13 protein-coding genes and 1 pseudogene are annotated in these 15,235 nt (G+C 37.4%); 11 read left to right on the forward strand and 3 right to left on the reverse strand.

Features of this window, described 5'->3' with window-relative positions:
• Window positions 1-128: pseudogene (locus tag LUA91_RS20110) on the reverse strand (transposase); the annotation flags it as partial.
• 99 nt (window positions 129-227) lie between these two features.
• Between LUA91_RS20110 and LUA91_RS20115 the strand changes: the two are divergent.
• Window positions 228-692, forward strand: a complete 465-nt coding sequence (locus LUA91_RS20115) for a prolyl oligopeptidase family serine peptidase (RefSeq protein ID WP_231427907.1) — start codon at window positions 228-230, stop codon at window positions 690-692.
• A 45-nt stretch (window positions 693-737) separates the two neighbouring features.
• On the opposite strand, the gene LUA91_RS20120 is transcribed toward LUA91_RS20115, so the two are convergent.
• Both LUA91_RS20120 and LUA91_RS20125 read right to left on the reverse strand, forming a co-directional pair.
• Window positions 738-1,466, reverse strand: coding sequence for a YebC/PmpR family DNA-binding transcriptional regulator (locus LUA91_RS20120; protein ID WP_231427908.1), 729 nt, complete (start codon window positions 1,464-1,466; stop codon window positions 738-740).
• Between the two features lie 78 nt (window positions 1,467-1,544).
• Window positions 1,545-2,492, reverse strand: coding sequence for an NAD-dependent epimerase/dehydratase family protein (locus LUA91_RS20125; protein WP_231427909.1), 948 nt, complete (start codon window positions 2,490-2,492; stop codon window positions 1,545-1,547).
• Between the two features lie 194 nt (window positions 2,493-2,686).
• Between LUA91_RS20125 and LUA91_RS20130 the strand changes: the two genes are divergently transcribed.
• From LUA91_RS20130 to LUA91_RS20175, 10 genes are all read left to right on the forward strand, one after another.
• Window positions 2,687-3,247, forward strand: a complete 561-nt coding sequence (locus tag LUA91_RS20130) for a sigma-70 family RNA polymerase sigma factor (RefSeq protein WP_231427910.1) — start codon at window positions 2,687-2,689, stop codon at window positions 3,245-3,247.
• A gap of 104 nt (window positions 3,248-3,351) precedes the next feature.
• On the forward strand, window positions 3,352-4,374 hold the full coding sequence (locus LUA91_RS20135) for a FecR family protein (protein WP_231427911.1): 1,023 nt from the start codon (window positions 3,352-3,354) through the stop codon (window positions 4,372-4,374).
• Window positions 4,375-4,567: 193 nt separating this feature from the next.
• On the forward strand, window positions 4,568-7,498 hold the full coding sequence (locus LUA91_RS20140) for a TonB-dependent receptor (RefSeq protein ID WP_231427912.1): 2,931 nt from the start codon (window positions 4,568-4,570) through the stop codon (window positions 7,496-7,498).
• Window positions 7,499-7,545: 47 nt separating this feature from the next.
• Entirely contained in the window at window positions 7,546-8,451 is a 906-nt protein-coding gene (locus LUA91_RS20145; RefSeq protein ID WP_231427913.1) for a sugar phosphate isomerase/epimerase, read from the forward strand.
• Between the two features lie 278 nt (window positions 8,452-8,729).
• Window positions 8,730-9,314, forward strand: a complete 585-nt coding sequence (locus LUA91_RS20150; RefSeq protein ID WP_231427914.1) for a gluconate 2-dehydrogenase subunit 3 family protein — start codon at window positions 8,730-8,732, stop codon at window positions 9,312-9,314.
• Window positions 9,315-9,340: 26 nt separating this feature from the next.
• On the forward strand, window positions 9,341-11,041 hold the full coding sequence (locus LUA91_RS20155; RefSeq protein ID WP_231427915.1) for a GMC oxidoreductase: 1,701 nt from the start codon (window positions 9,341-9,343) through the stop codon (window positions 11,039-11,041).
• Between the two features lie 69 nt (window positions 11,042-11,110).
• Entirely contained in the window at window positions 11,111-12,268 is a 1,158-nt protein-coding gene (locus LUA91_RS20160) for a Gfo/Idh/MocA family protein (RefSeq protein WP_231427916.1), read from the forward strand.
• A gap of 8 nt (window positions 12,269-12,276) precedes the next feature.
• Window positions 12,277-13,335, forward strand: a complete 1,059-nt coding sequence (locus LUA91_RS20165) for a sugar phosphate isomerase/epimerase (RefSeq protein WP_231427917.1) — start codon at window positions 12,277-12,279, stop codon at window positions 13,333-13,335.
• 13 nt (window positions 13,336-13,348) lie between these two features.
• A complete protein-coding gene (locus tag LUA91_RS20170) occupies window positions 13,349-13,732 on the forward strand; it encodes a c-type cytochrome (protein WP_231427918.1) in 384 nt (127 codons plus the stop codon).
• Window positions 13,733-13,764: 32 nt separating this feature from the next.
• A complete protein-coding gene (locus LUA91_RS20175; protein WP_231427919.1) occupies window positions 13,765-15,222 on the forward strand; it encodes a Gfo/Idh/MocA family protein in 1,458 nt (485 codons plus the stop codon).
• Window positions 15,223-15,235: the final 13 nt, after the last annotated feature.

Here is a 15,235-nt window from a genome sequence, read left to right on the forward strand (position 1 = left end):
ACAGCATCTTTTTTATCTGTTTTTGCTCTGGAAAGCTGCATTTGAGAAAACCTGCGTACGACCAGGGGATTGACAACTGAAACTTTTTGCCCCTGTTCATGGAAAAATCTCGCCAATTGAAAATAATGTAATTTCATTAAAGGGAAGGATTCCATTTATTTATCAGGAGAGATTTCCCTGCGATAATCGTTTTCCCGCAATGCCCAATCGCTAGTTATTGGGCAAATGTGAACATCACAACGAATGAAAGCGGTAAAAGAAATTTCAGTTTTGTAGAAGGTGGAAAATCCACTAAAGCCATGCAAGCCTTACAGGGTATGGTTAAGGATTTTCTTAAAAAACCATTCGTAAACAGAGAACAGGTATATGTTGGTGGTTTATCAATGGGTGGAATGGGTACTTACGAATTACTGAGGAGACAACGCAGAACTTTTGCCGCAGCATTTGCCATTTGCGGGGGAGACAATACCAACAACATTAAAAAGTACGCAAATACGCCTTTATGGATTTTTCATGGAGGCAAAGACGATATTGTTGATCCAGCATTTTCGATGGCAATTGCCGAAAGACTCAAATTGGTTGGTAAAGAAGTGAAATTTACCCTTTATCCAAATGCAAACCATAACAGTTGGGATAGTGCTTTTGCCGAACCAGAGTTGTTGCCATGGTTGTTTGAGCATAAAAAGGAGTAGAAATTTAACCTCGCAGGTTTTAAAAACCTGCGAGGTTATTACAAATTACTCTGCCATATTGTGATATACAGCCTGCACATCATCGTCTTCCTCTAATTTATCAATCAGTTTCAACACATCAGCAGCTTGCTCTTCAGTAACTTCATGATGGGATAATGCAATACGTTCTAATTTGGAGCTTTTCAACTCGATACCTTTTTCCTCTAGAGCTTTTTGTAAAGAACCAAAGTTTTCGAAAGCACCTTGGGCAACCGCGATATCATTTTCTTCTTCATCAGCTTCTACATAAAGTTCTTCTAAACCAGCATCAATTAATTCGAATTCTAACTCTTCCAAGTCCAAACCATCGGCCGGAACAAAACGGAAAATAGATTTGCGGTTAAAAACGAAATCCAATGAGCCTGTTTTACCTAAAGAACCATCCGTTTTGTTAAAGTAACTACGAACGTTTGCTACGGTACGGTTTGTATTATCGGTAGCAGTTTCGATTAAAACCGCAACACCGTGAGGTGCATAACCCTCGTAAACAATTTCTTCATAATTTGCCATCGATTTATCAGAAGCACGCTTAATAGCCGCCTCTACCCTATCTTTTGGCATATTTACTGCTTTCGCATTTTGCATTGCAGTACGTAAACGCGAGTTGGTTTCCGGATGTGGTCCAGATTCTTTAACTGCCATTACGATGTCTTTACCAATACGCGTAAACTGAACCGCCATTTTGGCCCAACGCTTAAATTTTCTTTCTTTTCTAAATTCGAATGCTCTTCCCATTTTCTAGTATTAAGTATTTAGTATCAAGTATCAAGACTGGGTTAAACACCCTAAACCTTTTACCTTAAACCCTCTACCTTATTTCTTTAAATTATTTAACATATCAATTGTGAGTTTTGATAAATCGAACTCTGGTTTCCATCCCCAATCTTTTGCGGCCGCACTATCATCAATAGAGCGAGGCCAGCTATTCGCAATTTGCTGACGAGGATCTGTTTCAGACGTGTAAGTTAAAGTAAAATCTGGAATATGCTTCCTGATTTCTGCTGCCAATACTTCTGGAGTAAAGCTCACACCACCAAAATTGTAACTGCTACGAACCGAAATCTGATCTGCCGGAGCATCCATTAGTTCAATAGTTCCGCGAATGGCATCATCCATATACATCATGGGCAACTCGCTACCAGCATTTAAGAAACTTTGATAACTTCCCTTTTTCAATGCATCGTGAAAAATATGAATGGCGTAATCTGTTGTTCCTCCTCCGGGAGCAGCTTTCCAGCTAATCAATCCTGGATAGCGGATACTGCGTACATCCAATCCATATTTTTGGTTATAATATTCGCACCAACGCTCTCCAGCTAACTTACTTATTCCGTAAACCGTATTCGGATCCATTACACAATACTGTGAGGTATTATCTTTTGGAGAATTTGGACCAAATACCGCTATTGAACTTGGCCAGTAAACTTTAGCCACCTTATACTCTAGCGCTAAATCTAAAACGTTTAAAAGTCCGTTCATGTTCAAATCCCAAGCTAATTTTGGGTTTTGCTCGCCAGTTGCGGATAATAATGCGGCCAGGAGATAAACCTGTGTAGGTTTATATTTCTTGAAAATGCCGTTAATCATCTCTTTATCCAAAACGTTTACAAATTCAAACGGAGCAGAATTTTTGATATCATAATCTGGTCTGCGAATATCGCAGGCCACCACATGATCATCGCCATAAATCTTCCTTAACATGGTAACCAATTCGGTTCCTATTTGCCCGTTTGAGCCTAAAACAATAATTTTTTCTTGCATAATTTTTCAGAGATTGAGCAAAGGTAAAAAAATGAGACAAAAGGCATATAAAATATTTACACTAAGCTGGTCGCTTTAAAAATTCGGACGTATTAATACGGGAGATTATTGCTAAATTTAATCGGGATTGGGAATTCAAAATGAAATTAATTCCTACATTTACTTCAATCTCCTCTATAACCAAATTAAAATAAATGACTCCCCAAGAGCCTGAAAAGTCTAATGATTTACTTAACCGCCTAAAACAAGGCGATAAGCTGGCTTATGAGAAAATATATTTCAGTTTTAGCAAGGAGCTATTGTATGCTGCTTATAAAAAGACTGGAGATAAAGTAGTTGCAGAGGAATTGGTTCAAAATATTTTTATCTCCCTTTGGGAAAAACGCCTCGATTTACAAATTAACAACCTTCAAGCCTATCTTTTTGGTGCTTTAAAACTAAGTGTGATTAATCATGTACGAAGTTTGGTTATGGAGAACAAATATATGGAGTATCAAACACTCACATATTCAGAAGATCATCAGGATACTGCAAACTTAGTCGACTTGCATGATCTGTCTTCCATTATCGAAGAAGGAATTAATAGTTTACCTGAGAAAACGCAGGAGGTTTTTCGTTTAAGCCGCTACCAGCATCAATCTACCAAAGATATATCTACGGGATTAAACATTTCTGAAAAAGCAGTGGAGTATCATATTACCCGTTCCATCAAAAGGATTAAAGAATACATTAAGAATTTTTATATCTTTTTTTAACTGATAATCAACAAGTTAAATTTATTTTCATCTTTTTTAACAACCTGCATTAGGGATTAGCCCTCTTTGCGTTACTTGTATTATATAAAGCCAAATATTTCCTTATGAACCAAAAATCATTCAACGATTTGCTCTCCCGTTACCAAACTGGAACTTGCACTGAAGCCGAAAAGCTTTGGGTAGATAAATGGTATCATAATTTAAACAATCGAAATTTTACTGATTTATCTTCAAAGGAATTGGATGAAATGCAGGATAATATCTGGTTAAAAATCAATAATACCGAAGAACAAACCATAGCACCTGTAAAAGTTAAAAAGCTTTGGCCAAAATTTGCTATCGCTGCTTCTATCGCTATGGCGTTTTTAATAGGGGGCTTTTACTTAACCCATTATAATCCTACTGAATCTGCATTCATAAGCGAAACTGGTGATGTAGCCTTAATCAGCAAAACCAACGATACTGATCAACCCATCACAATATCGCTTAGCGACAAAAGTACAGTTACATTAAAGCCGCAAGCAAATATTTTATATCCAAAGGTTTTTGCTGCTAACAAAAGAATGGTTTATTTAAAAGGAACTGCTTTCTTTTCGGTAAGCAAAAACCCCAAAAGACCTTTTTTCGTGTATGATCAAAAATTGGTTGTTAGCGTTTTGGGTACTAGTTTTTGGGTAAAATCATCAACGGATAAAATGCCTGCCCAAGTTGCGGTAAGAACAGGTAAGGTTAGGGTGCAAGAAAATGAAAAGAGTTCGCTTTTTGGATTATCCAATGATAAAATAGCTAAACCAATATTACTTACACCAAATCAAAAAGGCATTTTTAATGATCATAAGTTAAATAAAACATTAGTTAGCAAGCCTATTCCATTGGCCGAGGCCTATAATGTGCCATCTAGTTTAAGCTATAACTTTAATGAAGAAAGTGTTGCAGCTATTTTCAAAACGCTATCTGAAGCATATGGCATCGAAATTAAATCTGATAATGAGCAGATTTCGAACTATACTTTTACAGGAGATTTAAGCAAAAAAGGGCTATATGAGCAGCTCGACTTAATTTGCGGAACCATATCAAGCAAATATTACATCAATGGAACCAGTATTGTGGTTTCAAATAAAAACTAACCAAAATATATAAAATTATGAAGAAAGCAGTAACCTATTTCAGCCAGTAGCCGCCGCTACATTTCCATAATATTTTTCTAAAAAACAAAGCCGACAATGTGGGGCATTGCCGGCGAGTTAAATACATTAGAATGTATTCATGGTATTTCTATGTCCAATAAATCCAATCATTTAATGAACAATAACCAAATTTATGAAAAATAATCAACTTATTTCGCTGGCGATATATGCAATGAGAGTTTCGATTTACCAAATACTTGCAATAATTATTTTTACCTGTGGTGCATTTGCCAAAAATGTAGATGCCCAAGATTTTTTAAACAAACCAATTTCGATCAAAGCTGATCAAACCGATATTAAAACCATTATTGCAAAAACGGAAATGTTGGCAAACGTAAAGTTTGTGTACAGTCCGCAATTAATTAATTCTGATAGAAAAGTTTCTATCAATGTAGTTAACCAAAAACTTAAATACTTTCTTGAGAATTCGCTAAAACGTTATGATGTGGGATATAGGATAGTTAAAGATCAGATTTTGCTCTATTCTATTCCCGCTAATAACAACCTCGAATTACTAAAAGCCTTTGATGGCGTGGTAACTGGTAAGGTTTTAGATAGCAAAGGCAATCCAATTCCGGGTGTATCTGTTACTGTTAAAGGCAAAACTATCGGCACTACAACTGATGAAAACGGAAATTTTGCTCTGAAAGGTTTAACCGTTGATAGTCGCGTATTGGTTGTTCGCTATGTGGGTTTTATTTCTAAAGAAGTAAATCTATCTGCAGGCAATTCCGATGAAAATATCAGCATCAGCTTATCAGAAGATAACCTCCAATTGGAAAGTGTAATGGTTACGGGTGGTAATCCAAAGAAGAAATTAGAAAGTTCTGTTGCTTTAACATCAGTAAGTAGTAAAGATATTACCAACAGGGCACCTTTAAACAGCACCGATTTGTTAAAAGCTGTTCCTGGTTTAACTGTTGAGAGTACCGGTGGAGATGGGCCAGGTAATGTTTGGGTACGTGGATTTCCACAACAAGGTGGTTACATTTTCTTAGGCATACAGGAAGATGGCCTTCCACTATTACCGACAGGTTTTAATACCAATCCATCAATAGATCAATATTACAAAACTGATTTAACCATTCAAAACATCGAAGCCATTAGAGGTGGTAATGCATCCATTATACAGGCGAATACGCCAGGTGCGGTAATTAATAACCTGAGTTATGTTGGTGCAGATAAACAATATGGTCAGGTTAAATTTACCACAGGTTTTTCTCAAGGTTTATACCGTTTTGATGGAAACACAGGTGGTAAGATAAATGATCAGATTAAATACAATATTGGCGGTTTTTACCGTACCGATAATGGTGTGGTAGATCAGGGTTTTAACCCGGCCAACCAAGGTGGACAAATTAAAGGCAATATGACCTTCAATTTTAAAAACAATAAAGGTTTTATTCGTGTGTATGGAAAGTACTTGAATGATAAAGTTCAGTTTTTGTTAACCAGCTACTATCCTTATGATGGAACTGGTAAGCCAACAACTTATCGCGATTATAACATGGCTACACAATCTATCATTCCAATTCAAACAGATTGGAGTTATAATGATCCTGCAACAGGCGCACATAATTTCAGTTTAAAAGATGGAATACATACCAAGTTAGGATCAGCTGGTTTTCAGTTTAATTATTTAACCGATGGCGGATGGCAAATTGTGAACAATTTCCGTTATCAAAATACGCATACTAACAGTACATATACCGCTCCGGCAGGTATAACCGCTAGAAATGCAACAACACCTTATTATTATCCTGGTGGAGCAATTGCACCTTTTGTAGCTGGAGATTATGTAGTTACATCAAACGCACAAGGCCAGATTAACAGTGATGTTCAAATCGTAAATTATCTGGACTTGAAAAAAACCATCAAAAATCACAGTTTAAATATTGGTGCTGGTATTCATCAATACAATCGCGATGATTTACGCTTTGCATTCCGTTCGTTTACCGAATTTAAAGAGCACCCGAGTATTTTATTACAATCGCCAACGGCATTAGAGCGCACCGTTCAAACCAAAAACACCTTTATTGGTGATACCAGAACCCTATCGCTTTATGCTGGCGATGAAATAAAAATTTCAGAGCAGTGGCGTTTGGATATTGGTGCCAGAATTGATAACCAAAACGTAAAAGGCGACAGACCATATTATGCGCTAAATGCCAATGGAACTGTAAATATTACAGCAGCTGCAAACCCTAACATTTTGGGCTATACTGCTTACGATGAAACATTAACAAATTGGTCGGCTTCGGTTGGTGCAAACTATAAAATAAGCTCTACAGCTAGCATGTTTGCACGTGCTACAAAGGCTTACAACGCACCAAATATTGGTGATTATAATGCTTCGGCATATAATGGTGCAAACATTAAAAAACGTCCGGTGTATTTGGGCGAGGTAGGTTTTAAATATGCTAAAAACAACCTGGCAATTTTCGCTTCTGGAAGTTATTCGGCAATCAAAAATGTATCATTAGCCATCAATGTTCCAACAACTGCCGCAGGAACACAGGCATTGGTAGCTTTTGGTTCAACACGTACCTGGAGTGCTGAATATGAAATTTCATACAAAATCGCCAAACCTTTAAGCTTACGTTTTACTGGAACTATACAAGATTCTAAATACACAGATTATGAAGCAAATACCAGTGGTAACGCTGCCGTAGCTGCTGAATTTGGAAACCGCATTTACAGTTTCACCGGAAACAGAACGGAAAGGGTACCGATATTAAATACAGAATTAGGTGCTAATTACGACTATAAAAACTTCAACCTTTACGTTGCGGCTAATTATGTTGGTGGAAGATTTACTTCACCTAGCGGTAGTTATGAATTACCTGGCTACGTAGTAATGAAGGCTGGTGCTGGTTATAATTTCACTAAGAAAATAGCAATAAGATTTTGGGCAGACAACTTGTTAGATGCAAAAGTGCTGACTGAGGGTGATGTTCGTGGAGATCAATTCAGAGATTTCTCAACCGTAACACCTGGTCAATTAATGATTGGCAGAACATTACTTCAACGTACATTCTGGGGATCATTAGCTTATTCATTTTAACACAAAAGCCGGAGTTTAACTTCGGCTTTTTTTAAATTCATTCAATCATGACAACGAGAAGATCATTTATACAAAAATCTAGTTTAGCTGCTGTTGCTGCTTTTTTAAGTCCATCAGTTATTACATCTGCCTTAGCACAATCGGCTAAGGTTTCAAAAATTGGAATAGGCTTGTTTACCCTAAGAGAACAATTAACTGCCGATGTAAAAGCAACCATTGAGCATGTGGCAAATATCGGCTACAATCAGGTCGAAACTTATTATGGCTATCCTGGCAAGTACGAGGTTAAAGGTTTTTGGGGACTTGAAGCTAAAGATTTTAATGCCTTATTGAAAAACAACAATTTAACTTGCCCCAGCGGCCATTACAACACTACAGAATTTTTATCAACTGGCAACGACAATATTTTAAAAACTCATATTGAGGTGGCCAACAGTGTCGGACAAAAATATTTTGTAATCCCTGCCTTACCTACTGATATCAGAACAAACGGCACTTTGGATGATTATAAACGAATGGCTGCTCGTTTTAATACCGCCGGAGAGATTTGCAAAAAGGCTGGTTTGAAGCTGGCTTACCATAACCATAACTTTGAATTTATGGACCAGGGAAATGGCGTAACCGGATATGATATTTTATTAAAAGAAACTGATGCTAATTTGGTAGGTTTTGAATTGGATATTTTTTGGGCAGTAAATGCTGGATTAAATCCTGTAGATATGTTTAAAAAAAATCCTGGCCGTTACAAAATGTTCCATGTTAAAGATATGGATAAACAGGATAAATCTGTTTTTGCAGAAGTTGGCTCGGGAAGAATAGATTTTAAAAGCATTTTCGCTGAATCGAAATTAGCTGGGTTGGATTATATTTTTACAGAGCAGGATTTGATTAAGAAAGATCCTTATGAAAGTATAACAGAAAGCTATAAATATGTAAAAAACAACCTTATTTAATAACTGTCCAATAGAAAAAATGGCAGTGATCAAATTTTATTAGTAAACGTCTAATTTATATATAGTTGTTGTATATGTTACACGAAGTAATTTAACCAAAAAATCTTTTAATAAACGTCGTTAAGACGATAATTTAAACATTATTTAGAATTATTCTATGTAGTAACAATCGCATTGCATAAAATCATTTTAACGCTTCAGATTTGATTATTACGCCATATTTTTTCTAATATTACTCATTCAACGCATAAAGAACCAATATAAAAAAATACTAAACGATGCACAGAAGAGAAGCACTCAAAAACGTCGCATTTTTACTTGGTGGAGCTATTTCCGCAAGCACAATGGGCGTTCTGTTCGAAAGTTTTACGCTCCCTGAAAACGAAAAAAACTTTGTATCATTCTCGATCCAGGATGAAAAAATTTTTGCTGAATTCGCTAACATAATTGTTCCAACCACAAAGTCGTCTCCTGGTGCAAAAGCAGCAGGTTTAGGGAAATTTATTCCGATGATGATGAAGGACTGTTATCCTGCAAAAATGCAAACTTCATTTGCCCGAGGTTTCCAACAGCTTCAAGAAAAAGCAATGAAAGATTTTGGCAAGAATTACATGAGTTTAACTGCTGCCGAAAAAACCAAGTTGATGGTTGATTTAAGATTAATGTCTATCGCTCAAAAAGAAACCAAGGCACCAGAAAATGAAGATTTGGTTTATTTCTTTATCACCGCGAGAGACCTTACATTATTAGGTTACTATGCATCAGAAATTGGCTGTACGCAAGCACGCGAATACATCCTAGTTCCGGGAAGGTACGATGGCAATGCACCATTAAAACCTGGTCAAAAATCTTGGGCAACCTAATTTCTTAATCACAACAACAAAACATCATGAATTTAAATACAAATTTAAAAGCAGAAAATACTTACGATGCTATTGTTATAGGGTCGGGGATTAGTGGCGGCTGGGCTGCAAAAGAACTTACCGAAAAAGGTTTAAAAGTACTCATGCTTGAAAGAGGCATGAATATAGAACATATTACAGGTTATGAGAATGCAATGAAAAGCCCATGGGAATTTCAACATGCAGGCAAGTTAACCGAAGAACAAAAACGTACGCACCCAGTACAAAAAAGAGATTATCCCTATCAGGAAGCCAATGAAAAATGGTGGGTAAATGATTTGGAATGTCCATACACTGAAGATAAACGTTTTGATTGGTACCGTGGTTTCCATGTTGGTGGAAAATCGTTAATGTGGGGTCGTCAGAGTTACCGCTTCAGTGATCATAATTTTGAGGATAATGCCAAAGATGGTCATGGTAATGATTGGCCAGTACGTTACAAGGAACTTTCTCCGTGGTATGATTATGCAGAACGTTTTGCAGGTATCAGTGGTTCAAAAGAAAATTGGCCACTTTGTCCGGATGGAGAATTCTTACCTCCAATGGATTTAAATATTGTTGAAAAATCAGTTAAAAAACGTATTGAGGAGGCTTACAACAAAGAGCGTATCATGATGATCGGTCGTGTAGCTAACCTTACGGTCCCTCATAAAGGCCGTGGCAACTGCCAATACAGAAACTTATGTAGCCGTGGTTGCCCATTTGGCGCTTACTTTTCTACGCAGTCTTCTACCCTACCAGCTGCAATGGCAACAAAGCGACTTACGCTAAGACCATATTCTATTGTTAACCATATTATTTATGATAAGGATACCAAGAAAGCAAAAGGAGTAATGGTAATTGATGCACAAACGAATGAAACAATGGAGTTTTATGCTAAAATCGTTTTCGTTAACGGTTCTACGCTAGGTACAACTTTCATTTTATTAAATTCTACTTCAGATGCGCATCCAAATGGTTTGGGTAATGCTAGCGGTCAGTTAGGGCATAACTTAATGGATCATCATTTCCGTTGTGGCGCAAATGGCGAAGCTGAAGGCTTTGACGACAAATATACCTATGGCCGCCGTGCCAATGGGATTTACGTGCCTCGTTATCAAAACATTAATAATGATAAACGTGATTACTTACGCGGTTTCGGTTACCAAGGCAGTGCTAACAGAAGCAACTGGCAAAGTGATGTTGCCGAGTTATCATTTGGATCTGGCCTAAAAGAAAAAATGACTAAACCTGGCAAATGGACTATGGGCTTAGGTGGTTTTGGTGAGATGCTACCTTACTATGAAAATAAGGTTTATATCGATAAAACCAAAAAAGACAAGTGGGGACAACCAGTATTGGCTATTGATTGCGAATACAAAGAAAATGAGAAAAAAATGCGTGTTGATATGATGAATGATGCTGCTGAAATGTTAGAAAAAGCAGGTTTGAAAAATATCAAAACTTTTGATGCTGGTTGCTATCCTGGTATGGCCATCCACGAAATGGGAACTGCAAGAATGGGTAACGATCCGAAAACTTCAGTGCTTAATAAATGGAATCAAATGCATGAAGTAAGCAATGTTTTCGTAACTGATGGTGCTTGTATGCCATCTATCGCCTGTCAAAATCCATCTTTAACATTTATGGCATTAACAGCACGTGCAGCAGATTACGCAGTAAAAGAGCTAAAGAAAAATAATATATAAATTGGTTATAAGTTGTAGGTTATAGGTTTTACGTAAAACTTATAACTTATTACTTACCACTTTTTAATAATGAAGAGAAAATTAAGAATGGGCATGATAGGCGGTGGAAAAGACGCGTTTATCGGTGCTGTACATCGCCTTGCGGCAAATATGGATGGCCTAATAGAATTATCAGCCGGAGCATTAAGTGTAAATCCAGAAGTAGGCTACGAATCTGGAAAATTATTATTCCTTCCAGACAACAGAATATATAAAAGTTACGAAGAAATGATCAAGGCAGAAAGTGAATTATCTGCTGAAGAAAGAATTGATTTCGTAACAATAGTAACCCCAAACTTTGCGCATTTTGCCCCGGCCATGATGGCCCTGAAGCATGGCTTTAATGTGGTTATTGAAAAACCAATGACACTTACCTTAGATGAAGCTAAGCAACTAAAAGCCAAAGTTGAAGAAACTGGTTTAACACTTTGTTTAACCCATACGTATTCTGGCTATCCGATGGTTAAACAGGCGAAACAAATGGTTAGAGAAGGCGCTTTGGGCGAAATCAGAAAAATCATTGTCGAATATCCTCAAGGCTGGTTAAGCACCTTATCTGAAAGAGAAGGAAATGCACAGGCTGCTTGGAGAACCGATCCATCTAAAACCGGAAAAAGTGGTAGCATGGGCGATATTGGTACACATGCCGCTCACCTTGCAGAATACATTTCAGGATTAAAAATTACGAAGATTTGTGCTGATTTAAATATCGTTGTTCCTGGAAGAGCGATTGATGATGATGGAAACGTATTGCTTAAATTTGATAACGGTTCTAATGGTGTATTAATTGCTTCACAAATTGCGGCTGGCGAAGAAAATGCTTTGAAAATTAAAGTTTATGGTGAAAAAGGTGGCTTAGAGTGGCACCAAATGGAGCCAAACACGTTGATCGTAAAATGGTCAAATGCACCAGCTCAAATCTATAGGACAGGAAATGGTTATATGGGCAACTTTGCACAACATAATACCCGCACACCTGGTGGCCACCCGGAAGGTTATTTGGAAGCTTTCGCCAATATTTATAAAAACTTCGCATTAACAGTAAATGCCAAATTAAATAATGAAGAGCCTACTGCAGAAATGTTGGATTTCCCGACAACGGAAGATGGCGTTCGAGGAATGGCATTTATAGAAAATGTAGTAGAATCGAGCCAATCGGATATGAAGTGGCACGATTATAAAATTTAATATCTAGCATGACAACATTAAAAGGACCAGGAGTATTTCTAGCTCAATTTATTGGAGATGAAGCTCCTTTTAATTCTTTGGATAATATTTGTAAATGGGCTGCTGATTTAGGTTTTAAAGGCATTCAAATGCCTACTCTCGACAAGAGATTTATTGATCTGCAGAAAGCTGCTGAAAGTAAAACTTATGCAGATGAATTGAAAGGAACAATCGCTGCTCATGGTTTAGAAATTACTGAACTTTCTACTCACCTACAAGGCCAATTGGTTGCTGTTCACCCTGCATACGATGATCTTTTCGACGCTTTTGCACCTAAAGAAGTTCATGGAAATCCAAAAGCCAGAACAGAATGGGCAGTTCAACAAATGAAATACGCAGCAAAGGCATCGCAAAACTTAGGTTTAAATGCCCATGCCACTTTTAGTGGTTCTTTGCTTTGGCAGTATTTCCATCCCTGGCCACAACGCCCTGCGGGTTTAGTAGAAGAGGGCTTCGCAGAACTAGCAAAACGCTGGACACCAATTTTGAATGAATTTGATACTCACGGCGTTGATGTTTGTTATGAAATTCATCCGGGAGAAGATTTATTCGATGGCGAAACGTATGAAATGTTTCTTGCTGCGGTAAATAATCATCCTCGAGCATGCTTATTGTATGATCCATCTCACTTTGTGTTACAGCAACTGGATTACATTCAATATATCGACTTCTATCATGAAAGAATTAAAGCTTTCCATGTAAAAGATGCAGAATTTAATCCAACAGGTAAACAAGGTACTTTCGGTGGATACCAGAGTTGGGCCAATCGTGCTGGAAGATATCGTTCTCCAGGTGATGGCCAAGTTGATTTTAAAACCATTTTCAGTAAATTAGCACAATACGATTTTAAAGGTTGGGCCGTTATGGAATGGGAATGCTGTATTAAAAATCAAGAAGATGGTGCTCGCGAAGGGTCGGAATTTATTCAGAAACACATCATCAATGTAACTGAAAAAGCATTCGATGATTTTGCCGCATCGGGCAGTGATAGCGCTTTCAATAAAAAAATATTAGGATTACAAGACTAACAACACACACACAATGAAAAAGACATTTTTAGGTTTAGGCGCAATAGTGATTTTTATGGCGTCTTTTTCGAAAGCAGATTTAGAGAAAGAGAAAATGGTAGTTGCCACAGCAACTGTTAGCAATCATGAATTTCAAATGAGTGCAGGCGAGAAATTGATTAATAAATCAGATTGTATCGGCTGCCACAATAAAGTGAATAAAATTATCGGTCCATCTTATACCGAGATCGCTAAAAAATATCCGGCTACTGAAAAGAACATCAACTACTTAGCAGATAAAATTATTAAAGGTGGTACAGGCGTTTGGGGTACTATGCCCATGACTGCACACTCAACACTAAAACCAGCTGATGCTAAATTGATGGTTAAATACATTCTTTCGTTGAAGAAAAAATAAGCTAAAAACCCCTATTAAACTTCAAATACTAAATGAAAACAGATCAAGAGAATAAAAGCACAACTAACCGCCGTGATTTTATTAAAACTAGCGCTATTGCAGCTGCAGCATTTATGATTGTTCCACGCCATGTTTTGGGCGGACCAGGTTATTTAGCTCCAAGCGATAGATTAATTATTGCAGGCATTGGTGTTGGTGGCAAAGGACAAAGCGATATTGCTATGTTTGCGAAAAGTGGAAAAGCCGATATCGGGTATTTATGTGATGTTGATGACCGCCGTGCCGCTACAAGTGTTAAAAATTTCCCGAAAGCGAAATATTATAAAGATTATCGTGAGATGTTAGATAAAGAGCATAAAAATTTTGATGCTGTTTCCATTTCAACTCCCGATCATAACCATGCTATTCAGGCTTTAGCAGCGATGCAATTAGGCAAGCATGTCTATGTTCAAAAACCATTAACACATGATATTTACGAAGCCCGTATTTTAACGGCTGCGGCAAAAAAATATAAAGTGGTTACTCAAATGGGTAATCAGGGCGCATCAAATGATGGGCCTCGCCAAATGAAAGAATGGTACGAAGCAGGTTTAATTGGTGATGTACATACCGTTTATGCCTGGACTGATCGTCCGGTTTGGCCTCAGGGTATTCCATGGCCAGCCAAGAAAAGCGAAATTCCTAAAGAATTAGATTGGAATTTATGGTTAGGTACCGCTCCAGAGAAAGATTTTGTAGATAAACTGGTTCCTTTTAACTGGCGTGGATGGTGGGATTATGGAACTGGTGCTCTTGGCGATATGGGTTGTCACTTAATTGAGGCTCCATTCAGTGTACTGAATTTAAAATATGCAAAAGAAGTTGAGGCAAGTGTAGGTTCTGTTTACGTTGATGAATTTAAACGTGGATATTTCCCTGAAAGCTGCCCACCATCAAGTCATGTAACCTTGAAATTCCCTAAAACGGATAAAACAAAAGGTGATGTTACCCTACATTGGATGGATGGCGGTATTCAGCCAGAAAGACCAGTAGAACTTGAAGCTAATGAAACGTTTGGCGATGGTGGTAATGGCACATTATTTATCGGTACTAAAGGCAAAATGATGTCTGAAACTTATAGTGCAAATCCAAAATTATTGCCACTAAGCAGAAATAAAGACATTAAAGTTAAAGAAAAATATGCCCGTGTGAAAGATGCTGCAAATGGTCATTACGCACAATGGGTTGATGCTGCAATTGCAGGTTATGGAAAACAAGAAGTGAGTTCTCCATTTGAAATTGCTGGTCCGTTAACAGAAGCGTTATTGATGGCAAACTTAGCAATCAGAAGCTTCGACATCAAAAAGAACGTAAACGGCAAAAATACTTATCCTGGAAGATATATGAAAATGCTTTGGGATAATGAAAACATGAAAATCACCAATTTTGATGAAGCGAATCAATTCGTAAAACGCGAATATCGTCAAGGCTGGAACAACTTAACTCTTTAATAAACATTCGTCA

Origin of the sequence: Pedobacter sp. Leaf250 (genome assembly GCF_920984735.1) — a bacterium.
Classification (GTDB): domain Bacteria; phylum Bacteroidota; class Bacteroidia; order Sphingobacteriales; family Sphingobacteriaceae; genus Pedobacter.